9 protein-coding genes are annotated in these 10,764 nt (G+C 67.0%); 5 read left to right on the top strand and 4 right to left on the bottom strand.

Features of this window, described 5'->3' with window-relative positions; translation table 11 throughout:
* Positions 1–60 precede the first annotated feature (60 nt).
* Positions 61–576 (bottom strand): GNAT family N-acetyltransferase, encoded by a 516-nt coding sequence (locus ACZ6YV_RS08095; RefSeq protein ID WP_465508945.1) that lies wholly within the window; start codon positions 574–576, stop codon positions 61–63.
* Between the two features lie 392 nt (positions 577–968).
* On the opposite strand from ACZ6YV_RS08095, the gene ACZ6YV_RS08090 reads away from it, so the two are divergent.
* The 3 genes from ACZ6YV_RS08090 to ACZ6YV_RS08080 all read left to right on the top strand — a co-directional run bounded on the left by ACZ6YV_RS08090 (position 969) and on the right by ACZ6YV_RS08080 (position 4,789).
* Complete coding sequence (locus tag ACZ6YV_RS08090; protein ID WP_465508944.1) at positions 969–2,534, top strand: S8 family peptidase; 1,566 nt, start codon at positions 969–971, stop codon at positions 2,532–2,534.
* A 435-nt stretch (positions 2,535–2,969) separates the two neighbouring features.
* Positions 2,970–4,001 carry an Ig-like domain-containing protein gene (locus ACZ6YV_RS08085; protein WP_465508943.1) on the top strand — a complete coding sequence of 344 codons (1,032 nt, stop codon included), beginning with the start codon at positions 2,970–2,972 and terminating at the stop codon, positions 3,999–4,001.
* Between the two features lie 65 nt (positions 4,002–4,066).
* The gene (locus ACZ6YV_RS08080) at positions 4,067–4,789 is read left to right on the top strand and encodes a hypothetical protein (protein WP_465508942.1); all 723 of its coding nucleotides are present in this window, start codon (positions 4,067–4,069) and stop codon (positions 4,787–4,789) included.
* Here ACZ6YV_RS08080 and ACZ6YV_RS08075 read toward each other — a convergent pair.
* Together ACZ6YV_RS08075 and ACZ6YV_RS08070 are read right to left on the bottom strand one after the other, a co-directional pair.
* Positions 4,786–5,574 carry an SMP-30/gluconolactonase/LRE family protein gene (locus ACZ6YV_RS08075; protein ID WP_465508941.1) on the bottom strand — a complete coding sequence of 263 codons (789 nt, stop codon included), beginning with the start codon at positions 5,572–5,574 and terminating at the stop codon, positions 4,786–4,788. The genes ACZ6YV_RS08080 and ACZ6YV_RS08075 overlap by 4 nt on opposite strands.
* 125 nt (positions 5,575–5,699) lie before the next feature.
* Complete coding sequence (locus ACZ6YV_RS08070) at positions 5,700–9,413, bottom strand: multifunctional oxoglutarate decarboxylase/oxoglutarate dehydrogenase thiamine pyrophosphate-binding subunit/dihydrolipoyllysine-residue succinyltransferase subunit (protein WP_465508940.1); 3,714 nt, start codon at positions 9,411–9,413, stop codon at positions 5,700–5,702.
* A 372-nt stretch (positions 9,414–9,785) separates the two neighbouring features.
* On the opposite strand from ACZ6YV_RS08070, the gene ACZ6YV_RS08065 reads away from it, so the two are divergent.
* Positions 9,786–10,052: a hypothetical protein gene (locus ACZ6YV_RS08065; protein ID WP_465508939.1), complete on the top strand. Its 267-nt coding sequence runs from the start codon at positions 9,786–9,788 to the stop codon at positions 10,050–10,052.
* A 101-nt stretch (positions 10,053–10,153) separates the two neighbouring features.
* Here ACZ6YV_RS08065 and ACZ6YV_RS08060 read toward each other — a convergent pair whose 3' ends face one another.
* Complete coding sequence (locus ACZ6YV_RS08060) at positions 10,154–10,330, bottom strand: DUF4291 family protein (RefSeq protein WP_465508938.1); 177 nt, start codon at positions 10,328–10,330, stop codon at positions 10,154–10,156.
* Positions 10,331–10,339: 9 nt separating this feature from the next.
* On the opposite strand from ACZ6YV_RS08060, the gene ACZ6YV_RS08055 reads away from it, so the two are divergent.
* Positions 10,340–10,657 carry a hypothetical protein gene (locus tag ACZ6YV_RS08055; protein ID WP_465508937.1) on the top strand — a complete coding sequence of 106 codons (318 nt, stop codon included), beginning with the start codon at positions 10,340–10,342 and terminating at the stop codon, positions 10,655–10,657.
* Positions 10,658–10,764 lie beyond the last annotated feature (107 nt).

The following is a 10,764-nucleotide window of genomic DNA, read 5'->3' as shown; positions in this document are numbered from 1 at the left end:
CGCTGAATGCGGTACTCGCGTGCGCAACCATCGCATTCGGAGGACGAAACGCGGACGGATCTACAGTCGGTCGAAAGCGGGGGAGTAGCGGAAGTCGCCCCGGAGTTCCGGCGTGTACGCGCGCAGGGTGCGGACCTGGAAATGCGGCGCCCATTCCGCGACCGGCGGCGTGATCCCGTACTGATCGGCGAGAACGAAGCCGAAGCGCGAGTAGTAGTTCGGGTCGCCCAGCAGGACCACCGCGCCGTAGCCGAGCGCGTCCGCCGCGCCGAGCACGGCGTGCACGAGCGCGGAGCCGACGCCGGAGGCGTGATACTCGGGCAGGACACCGAGCGGGCCGAGGCCGACCGTCGACTTCTCGTCGGAGCCGAGCCGGGACGGGCTGCAGCAGACGTGCCCGACGACCTTCCCGTCGCGTTCGGCCACGATGGACAGTGCGCCGATCAGATCACCGTCGGCCCTGAGTTCGTCGACGAGTTTCGCCTCGACCACCGGGACACTGTGTTTCGCGAACGCGGCCAGATGGACGGCGTGGATCGGCTCGATGTCGGCCGGGTTTTCCTGTCGGAGCAGCATGCGCCAGAGTGTGCTCCCTCCGAAGGTAGGATGGAAATCGATTTCCGCGCCGGGACGTCGCGACTTTAGTAGGCGGCCATCCGTGTGTACTTCCGTGCCGGTGAAACGATCAGAGGTCCGTAAAACGACCACCGGATGTGCGGATTCCCCATTCTTCGTGGGCCGTACGGGCGCAAAACGCGACTAAAGGCGGGGGCTGAACGGTACCCGAGCTGCGTCGATGTGACGCCCATTACTACCCGGATGTCCGTAATGCAAGGTCTTCCTTGGGGTGAAAAGGCGACTTAGTCTCAGCCTGCGTTCCTCGAGTGAACGCGCTTCACCTTCCGATTCACCCAACGATCCGGCGGACATCTCCTGTCCGCGGGTCGACCCTGCCTGGGAGGAATATCTTGAACAATTCCCTGGGATCCTTGAAGAGACGACTGCCGGTGTTCGGTGTCACGGCGGCTGTCGCCGTGCTGACGGCGCTCGGCGGCACGACTGTCGCGTCGGCGGCGGAAGGCTCGATCGTCAACGCGGGCAGCGCGAAGGCGATCAAGGACAGCTACATCGTCGTGCTGAAGGACGGTTCTTCGGTCGAGGCCACCGCGAAGAGCGTGACGAACCGCCACGGCGGCACGGTCGAGAAGACCTTCGCGTCGTCGGTCCGCGGCTTCTCCGGTGCCCTGACCGAAAAGCAGGCGAAGCGTGTCGCGGCCGATCCCGCTGTCGCCTACGTGGAGCAGAACCAGACCGTCTCGGCCTCGACGGACCAGCTGAACCCACCGTCGTGGGGCCAGGACCGGGTCGACCAGCAGAGCCTCCCGCTGGACCAGAAGTACAGCTACAGCACCACGGCGTCGAACGTCACCGCGTACGTCGTCGACACCGGCATCCTCACCACGCACCCCGACTTCGGCGGACGCGCGACCCACGGTCGTGACACCGTCGACAACGACAACGACGCCACGGACTGCAACGGCCACGGCACCCACGTCGCCGGCACCATCGGCGGTACCGCGCACGGTCTGGCCAAGGGCGTCAAGCTCGTCGCCGTCCGCGTGCTGAACTGCTCCGGTTCCGGGACGACAGCCGGTGTCATCGCCGGTATCGACTGGGTGACCGCGAACGCCGTCAAGCCCGCCGTCGCGAACATGAGCCTCGGTGGCGGCGCCTCGGCGACCCTCGACCAGGCCGTCCAGCGGTCGATCGCGGCCGGCGTCACCTACGGTGTCGCGGCCGGTAACGACTACGGCCAGAACGCGTGCAACACCTCCCCGGCCCGCACGCCCGAGGCGATCACCGTCGGCTCGACCACCAACACCGACGCCAAGTCCGACTTCTCCAACATCGGCACCTGCCTCGACATCTTCGCGCCGGGCAGCGGCATCACGTCGACGTGGCTGAACAACGGCACCAACACCATCAGCGGCACCTCGATGGCGACCCCGCACGTCGTCGGCGCGGCGGCTCTCTACGCCTCCGCCAACCCGACCGCCACGCCCGCCCAGGTCCGTGACGCCCTGGTCAACGCCGGCGTCAAGGACAAGGTGACCAGCCCGGGCACCGGTTCGCCGAACGTGCTGCTCAACACCGGTTCCGGCGGTGGCCCCGGCCCCGAGCCGACGCCGTGTGGCACGCAGACCAACAGCGGCGTCGTCGCCATCCCCGACGCCGGTGCCGCGGTGACCAGCACGGTCACCGTCGCGAACTGCGCCCGCAACGCCTCGGCCACCACCAAGGTCGCGGTGAACATCACGCACACCTACGTCGGTGACCTGGTCATCGACCTGGTCGCGCCGGACGGCACCTCGTACCGCCTGAAGGGTTCGAGCAACGACTCGTCCGACAACATCAACACCACCTACACCGTCAACGCCGCGGCCGAGGCCGCGAACGGCGCCTGGAAGCTCAAGGTGCAGGACGTGTACCGGGTCGACACCGGCTCCCTCAACAGCTGGTCGCTGACCCTCTGATCCACCCCTGGAGTACGTGAAGGCCCCCTTCCTCCTGCTGGGAAGGGGGCCTTTCCGTGCCCGGCGCACGGTTCATTTCCTGACCTGCGTCTTTGTCAAAAACCCGGAACGCCTTGCGGCTACAGGGAATCCTTTGTGTCCTCTGGCGGACGGGTGACGAGGAATCCCGAAAGGCTGACATAGTCGAACCGGTCTGGGCAGGCCCGGCCGCCGAGTGGATACTTCTCGGAGTCGGCGCGCAAAGGGCCTCGGGCATTCACTCATCGCGATTTTCCCCTGGCGGCCGGGAAACGGCGCGATCGACGCGGACGAATTCGCATTCCGTGGCCGAACATGATCGCGGTGTCCGTGGTCGCCTTGGTGCGCCCGCGATCGCCGTGTCGGTGGCACGAGCATGTCCCAGTTTTTCGGAGGTGGCACGAAAGGGGCGGCGAGATGGCCGTGCTGGTGCAGAACCAAGTCGACGGGCCGAACTGCTATTGCGCGGGATATGTGATTCCCGCACAGAATTCCGACTCGGCGAGAGTCGGGGAGATTCACCCGCTGGCGGCTTTGCGGGGCACGTTGAGTGAGGACACCACCCAGACCTTGACGATCGTCGTCGATCACGACGTGCCCTATCTGATGGGCAGCGTGACGACGGACGGCGGTGGCTATCCCGCCGGGGTCAATGTCTCCCTGAAGGATCCCGGTGGCAATACGGTGGGGCCGAGCGAAACCGACAGCCGTTTCGTCGTCTGTTCCGGCAACGATCCGACGATGCTCCAAAGCTGCATGATCAAGACTCCCATGCCGGGCACCTGGACGGTCACGATCACGAACGCGGACACCAGTTCCTACGTGTTCTTTTCCACGATGCCGACGGCGGCGCAGTACACCACGATCTACAACACACTGGCGCCGCTCACCGATATCGAAGCGGTGGGTGCGGGCCCGGAAGCCGCGGCGCCTTGCTGGATCTGCAAGATCACCTGCTGGATCGTCGCCGTCGCGGCCGCCGCGCTCCTCGCGCTCGCCGCCGCGTTGCTCACGGCCGGTGCCGCCCCCGTCATCGCCTGCGCTGTGTTGATGGGATCGGTCGGTCTCGCCATCACGGCCGCGGGCGTCGTGGTCATCCTGCAGACCTTGCTGGCCGGGGCGGGTGCGACGGTCGGGATCATCGTGCTCAACATGTGCTCCTGGGTGAACGCCTGCCCTACCGGGGTCACGGCGACGATCACCAGTCCGGCGACGGGAGAGACGGTCAGGGGGACGACTCTCGCGAACGCCACGGCCACGAACACGACCACGGTGGCGTTCTACGTCGCCCAGAAGACCCTCATCGGCACCGCCAACTCCGGTCCGAACTGGAACATCAACTGGAACACGACCAAGATCTCCAACGGGGAGCATTCGGTATCGGCCCTGGCCACCGGGCCGAACGGGGCCGCTTGGTCGGCACCGGTGAAGGTCACCATCCACAACTAGTGTGACGCGCGCCCATTTGCGGTGTTCGTCCACTAAGGACCGTGGTGGGGCTCTACTCTCTGCGTATGCAGCCCGGACCGCCCTATCAGCAGGGGCCTCAGCAACCGTATCCGCCGCAGGGCTACCCGGGCTACCCGCCGCCCGGGTACGGCCCGCCGCCGCCCAAGAAGTCGAACACCGGGCTCATCGTCGGGCTCGTCGTCGCCGCGGTGGTGGTGCTCGGCGGCGGCGGGGTCGCGGCCGTCCTGCTGCTCTCCGGTGACTCCGGTTCGTCTTCGTCCGCGGCGCCGACCTCGTCGAAGAAGACCGGCCCGCCGGACAAGTACACCGTGCTGCCGACCTGCGACAAGATCGGGCAGGGCGTGCGGAACCTACCACCGCTGGAGAACCCGACAGGGCAGCGGCGCGCGAGCACCTCGGACTCGAGCATCGAGCTCTACGCGTCGGACTGCAGCTGGCGTGAGTACAAGGCGCCTTCCGCGCTGGTCACCATGTACCTCGCGAAGTCGGCGGAACCGGGCACGGGCAACGGAGAGGACACGGCCAAGGCCGGTTACGAGAACGCGTTCGACGACGGCGGCGAAGTGATCCCGAGCCTGGAGAAAGCGACCAAGGCCGCTTACATCACCATGAGTTCCCAAAGCCAGTGCACGATCAGGTTCTACCAGGGCAACGTCGACGCGCAGGTCATCGTGACCGGCCCGGACCCCTCCGGGGTCGTCGACCAGAAGGTCTGCAAGGAGAACGCGCTGAAGGTCGCGAAGGCGACCTCCCGCGCGATCGGCTAGGAGAGCTTCTCGACCTGGACCTGCCCTGTCGGCCCGTCGCCGAATGGGTTCTCCCAGCCGTGCCATTCCGCGGCGAGGACGTAGAGCGAACGCCCGTCCTCGCCGCCGAGAGTGCAGGAGAAGCAGCCTCGGTCGGCCTCGACCTTCTGCAGCACTTCGCCTCCTTCGCGGACGCGGACGCAGTACTTGCCCGCCACGTCCGCGTACCAGACGGCGCCCTCGGCATCGAGGCAGATGCCGTCGGGGTGGTCGCCGCCGAGGTCCGCCCAGACTCGCCTGCCGGACAGCGAACCGTCGTCGCCGATGTCGAACGCGGTGAGCCGGTTGCCGTACGACTCCGCGACGATCAGTGTCTTGTCGTCGGGTGTGATGGCCATGCCGTTGCCGAACAGGATGTCTTCGGCGACCTGGCGTACTTCGCCGTCCGGGGTGACGACGGCGAGAACGCCGGGTGCCTGGAGGTCGTGCGAGCCGTTGACGAAGGCGTTTCCGCGGCCGTCTGTCACGACCTCGTTGCAGAAGGCGGCGACGGGGGCGAGGTCCGCGTAGACGCTCAGGTCGGTGTTGAGCAGGCGGGCTTCGGGGCCCTGGACGATGATCAGGCGGCCGTCGGGAAGCCAGTCGAAGGTGATCGGCATCGTGGTCGGCACGTTCGCGATGACTTCGCTCTCGCCGCCGGGGGTGACCGCGAGGATCTCGCCGCCGCCCCAGTTCGCCAGCCAGAGACGGCCGTCGTGCCAGCGCGCGGATTCGGGGAGCTTGAGGCCGTCGAGCAGGGTGTTCATGGCGTCTCCTTCGTTCGTTTCCCCCTACACGAACGGGACCCGCCGGATTCGACACCCAAGTACGTGAAGGCCCCCTTCACTGCGTCTAGCGCAATGAAGGGGGCCTTCACGTACAGGTCAGGCGATCAGTCGAAGGCCCGCGCGATGAGCGCCTTCTGCTCGACCTCGTGCACCTTGGACGAACCGGCCGACGGCGCCGCCATCGGACGACGCGAAACGACGTCCAGGCTGGAGAACACCTCCGGGAGCTTCCGCGGCAGGTTCAGGCCGAAGAACGGCCACGCACCCTGGTTCTCCGGCTCCTCCTGGACCCAGACCGCGGGAGCGCCGTTGTAGCGCTCGAGCGCCGCCACCAGCTTCTTCTTGGGCAGCGGGTAGTACTGCTCGACACGGACGATCGCGATGTCGTTCGCCTCGCGCTTCGTCCGCTCGGCCACCAGCTCCCAGTAGAGCTTGCCCGACGTCAGCAGGACCTTGCGCACCTTCGACGGGTCGACCACGGCGTCGTCGATGACCGACATGAACTTCGTCTGGCCGGTGAAGTCCTCGACCTGCGAAGTCGCGGCCTTGTTGCGCAGCATCGACTTGGGGGTGAAGACCACCAGCGGGCGGTTGACTCCGTCGAGAGCGTGACGGCGGAGCAGGTGGAAGTAGTTCGCCGGGGTCGACGGCACCGAGACGGTCATCGAGCCTTCGGCGCACAGCGAGAGGAAGCGCTCGATGCGGCCGGAGGTGTGGTCCGGGCCCTGGCCTTCGTGGCCGTGCGGCAGCAGCAGCACGACGTCGGAGAGCTGGCCCCACTTGGCCTCGCCGGAGGAGATGTACTCGTCGATGACGGTCTGCGCGCCGTTGACGAAGTCACCGAACTGCGCTTCCCACATGACCAGCGCTTCGGAGTTGGCCACGGAGTAGCCGTACTCGAAGCCGACGGCCGCGTACTCGGAGAGCGCCGAGTCGTAGATCATCACGCGGCCCTGGCCCTCGGCCAGGCTGGCCAGCGGCGAGTACTCCTGGCCGGTCTTGCGGTCGATCAGCACCGAGTGGCGCTGGGTGAAGGTGCCGCGGCGGGAGTCCTGGCCGGACAGCCGCACGAGACGGCCTTCCATGGCCAGCGAACCGAAGGCGAGCAGTTCGCCGTACGCCCAGTCGATGCCGCCTTCGCGGGACATCTTGTGGCGGCGTTCCATGACCGGCTTGACCCGCGGGTGCGGGGTGAAGCCCTCGGGGACGTTGAGGAACGCGTCGCCGATGTGCTCGATGACCTCGGTGGTGGTCGCCGTGGGCACCTTGGCCGGGACCTGCTGCTCCTCTTCGACCGAGGGGCTGGCCTTCGCCACGTGCTTTTCCAGCTCGCGGACCTCGTTGAACACGTGCTCCAGCTGGCTGGAGAAGTCGCGCAACGCGGCCTCGGCCTCTTCGACGGAGATGTCGCCGCGGCCGATCAGCGATTCGGTGTAGGTCTTCCGGACCGAACGCTTCGTGTCGATGATGTCGTACATCGCCGGCTGGGTCATCGAGGGGTCGTCGCCCTCGTTGTGACCGCGGCGGCGGTAGCAGATCAGGTCGATCACGACGTCCTTGTGGAACGCCTGGCGGTACTCGACGGCCAGCTTGGCCACCCAGTGCGCGGCTTCGGGGTCGTCACCGTTCACGTGGAAGATCGGCGAACCGATCATCTTCGCGACGTCGGTGGCGTACTCGCTCGAACGCGAGTGCTCGGGCGCGGTGGTGAAGCCGACCTGGTTGTTGACGATGACGTGCACGGTGCCGCCGGTGCGGTAGCCGCGCAGCAGCGCCAGGTTCAGGGTCTCGGCCACGACACCCTGGCCCGCGAAGGCCGCGTCGCCGTGCATCAGGACGGGGAGGACGGTGAAGCCCTCGCCACCCTTGTCGAGGATGTCCTGCTTCGCGCGGACGATGCCCTCGAGGACCGGGTCGACGGTCTCCAGGTGCGACGGGTTCGCGGTCAGCGACACCTTCGTCTCGCCGTCGCCGAACATGCGGAAGTACTTGCCCTCGGCGCCGAGGTGGTACTTCACGTCACCGGAGCCGTGCGCCTGGCCCGGGTCGAGGTTGCCCTCGAACTCCTGGAAGATCTGCGCGATCGGCTTGCCGACGATGTTCGCGAGCACGTTCAGGCGGCCGCGGTGCGGCATGCCGATGACGACCTCGTCGAGTTCGTGCTCGGCGGCCTTGTCCAGCAGCGTGTCGAGCAGCGGGATCGCCGTCTCGCCGCCTTCGAGGGAGAACCGCTTCTGACCGACGTACTTGGTCTGAAGGAAGGTCTCGAACGCCTCGGCGGCATTCAGCTTCGAGAGCACGTACTTCTGGACGGCGGGGTCCGGCTTCTCGTGCGGGATCTCGACGCGGTCCTGGATCCAGCGACGCTCTTCGGGGTCGAGGATGTGCGTGTACTCGATGCCGACGGTGCGGCAGTACGAGTTACGCAGGACACCGAGGATGTCACGCAGCTTCATCCGCTCCTGACCGGCGAAACCGCCGACCGGGAACTCGCGGTCCAGGTCCCACAGGGTCAGACCGTGGGAGAGGACATCGAGGTCGGCGTGGCTGCGCTGCCGGTAGTTCAGCGGGTCGGTGTCGGCCATCAGGTGACCGCGCATGCGGAAGGCGTCGATCAGCTCGATCACGCGCGCGGTCTTGTCGACCGGGCCGTCCGGGATGTCGGCGACCCAGCGGATCGGCTCGTACGGCAGGCGCAGGCTGGTGAAGACGTCGTCGTAGAAGCCGTCTTCGCCGAGCAGCAGCTCGTGGATGCGCTTGAGGAACTCGCCCGACTCCGCGCCCTGGACGATGCGGTGGTCATACGTCGAGGTCAGCGTCATGATCTTCGACACGCCGAGGTCGACCAGAGCCTTCTCGCTGGTGCCCTCGAAGTGCGCCGGGTACTGCATGGCGCCGACGCCGATGATCGCGCCTTGGCCCGTCTGCAGCCGCGGCACCGAGTGGTTGGTGCCGATGCCGCCGGGGTTGGTCAGCGAGATCGTGGTGCCGGCGAAGTCGTCGGCGGTCAGCTTGCCGTTGCGGGCCTTCTTGACGATCTCCTCGTAGGCCTGCCAGAACTGCATGAAGGTCATGTTCTCGGTGGCCTTGATGGAGGCCACGACGAGCGTGCGGGAGCCTTCCTTGCCCTTCATGTCGATCGCGAGACCGAAGTTCACGTGCTCCGGCGTGATCGCGAACGGCTTCCCGTCGATCAGCTGGTAGTGCCGGTTCATGTTCGGGAAGTTCTTCAGCGCCCGGACCATCGCGTACCCGATGAGGTGCGTGAAGGAGATCTTGCCGCCGCGCGTGCGCTTGAGGTGGTTGTTGATGACGATGCGGTTGTCGGCCATCAGCTTCGCCGGGACGGCGCGCACACTCGTGGCCGTCGGCACGGACAGCGAGGCGTCCATGTTCTTCGCGATCGCCGCCGCGGCGCCACGGAGCTGCTTCGACTCCGGCTCGGCGGCCTTCTCGGCGGGCTTGGCGGGAGCCTTCTCGACCTTGGGCGCGGCGGCCTTCGGAGCGGGCTTCGCCGCTGCCTTGGGGGCGGCCTCCGCCGGGGCGGTCTGCTTCGCGGTGGACTCGGCGTTGCGGACCGTCTGCGGCGTCGGCTTGGCGGCCTGGCCGTTGGCGCCCGCGCCCTCCTTGGCGGTCTCCGCGGAGGTCTGACGTGCGTCGTCAGCCTTCGTCTGCGCGTCCTGCGTGGGCTTGAAGTCCGCGAAGAAGTCGTGCCAGGCGGCATCGACTGAGGTGGGGTCGGCGAGGAACTGGTCGTACATTTCCTCGACGACCCACTCGTTGGGGCCGAATTGTGACGCAGGGCTGCTGCTGGACACGGCTTGGACTCGCCTCTATCCGTCTCGAGATCTTGAACACCGCTGATGCGCCTACCAGGCTAACCCCCTCGGTGGCGGCCGTGTGATGGAACTGGCCTGTGTGAGGCGTGGCGCACTAGGCGATGGGTCACTGTCTCGATCAAGAGATCGAAACCCGGACACCCCGCCAACCGGCTCGCGACCGTTCGGGGGAGCGGGGGACCTTTGCTGTCGTTTCGCAGTATGTGCAGGTCAGGTCACTGTTTTGTGGTGAAAGATTGACGAGGTGGTCGTGTCGGGACAGCCTGGAGTTCACGTCGGAGGGTTTTGCTCGGTGGAGGATGCGGCCGGTGTCGTGCCGGCCGCCGATCGCCCGCGAGGTGGTGGCAGCCGATGTGGCTGGACGAGTGTCCGTCGTTCTGGGACGAGGGGCGTGTGCGCCCACTGGTCACCGAGTCCGGCAAGGTCGTCCTGATGTGCGACTCGTGCTTCGCGGTGTGGCCGACGCTGGCCGACTTCAAGGAGATGGAGCACGTCGAGCCCGACGAGCCGGACTGGGCGGTGACGGCCGGGGTGCACGTCCGGCCCGGGACCTTCCGGTGGGCTTCGGCCCAGGACGTCGAGGTCGCCGGGATGAGCGGCCTCAAGTGGCGGCCTTAGCCGGTACGGGCGCTCTGGGGGTAGCAGCTAGCAGCGCTTCGGCGTCTTCGATGCGGTTCGCCGCGACCAGGGCGCCGATCTCGCGCATGGCCGCGGGTGATCTATTTGTCGACATGGCGATCGAGGGCGAGCGCGCGCTCTTGGCCGGGCTTCGCGGCCCAGCCGCAGCGGTACGCCATCCAGAGGAAGGCGCGCCGGGGTCTCTTCTTCCCTTTGCCGCTCGGCGTGACAGGTGGGGTGTTCCTGCGCGACCGAAATTCCCTTGCCCGTCGGGGCATGCTGACTCCATGGCATTGTTGCGTAAGGGGTCGCGACGGATCGTGGTCGACGAGGCCGTCTATCGGTGGAACATCCGACGGAAGCCGACCTATGCGCAAGAGGGCGGATATTTCCTTTCGTACGGGGTGGAACTCGAGGACGCGCGGGGTGCGGTGCTGGTGGTCCAGACGGATCATGCGCATCCGTTGAACTACATGGGAGTCCCGTCGAAAGCGGTGCTGCCTTCGGATGTCGAACGGGCGATCCGGCTGGCGCTGGAGCGCGGGTGGGAACCAACGGCTCCGGGGGCTCAGTTCCAGCTGGATCTCGCGACCGCGGGCTCGTGAGCGGTGCCGGCGGTTAGGGCCGAGAGCGGGTGCGGTCCGTGAAGGGCCCCTTGCCTACCCTTCGCACTTTGCCGCAGTACGTGAAGGCCCCCTTCATTGCGCCTAGC

The organism is Amycolatopsis sp. NPDC102522, assembly GCF_055584485.1.
Note: the sequence above shows the minus strand (reverse complement) of the source record. Positions and strands in the feature narration are given on the sequence as shown.

Excerpts from the sequence above, each read along its gene's own strand:
- ACZ6YV_RS08095 (WP_465508945.1), bottom strand. The coding sequence starts at position 576 with ATGCTGCTCCGACAGGAAAACCCGGCCGACATCGAGCCGATCCACGCC.
- ACZ6YV_RS08085 (WP_465508943.1), top strand. The coding sequence starts at position 2,970 with ATGGCCGTGCTGGTGCAGAACCAAGTCGACGGGCCGAACTGCTATTGC.
- ACZ6YV_RS08080 (WP_465508942.1), top strand. The coding sequence starts at position 4,067 with ATGCAGCCCGGACCGCCCTATCAGCAGGGGCCTCAGCAACCGTATCCG.
- ACZ6YV_RS08075 (WP_465508941.1), bottom strand. The coding sequence starts at position 5,574 with ATGAACACCCTGCTCGACGGCCTCAAGCTCCCCGAATCCGCGCGCTGG.
- ACZ6YV_RS08065 (WP_465508939.1), top strand. The coding sequence starts at position 9,786 with ATGTGGCTGGACGAGTGTCCGTCGTTCTGGGACGAGGGGCGTGTGCGC.
- ACZ6YV_RS08060 (WP_465508938.1), bottom strand. The coding sequence starts at position 10,330 with ATGCCCCGACGGGCAAGGGAATTTCGGTCGCGCAGGAACACCCCACCT.
- ACZ6YV_RS08055 (WP_465508937.1), top strand. The coding sequence starts at position 10,340 with ATGGCATTGTTGCGTAAGGGGTCGCGACGGATCGTGGTCGACGAGGCC.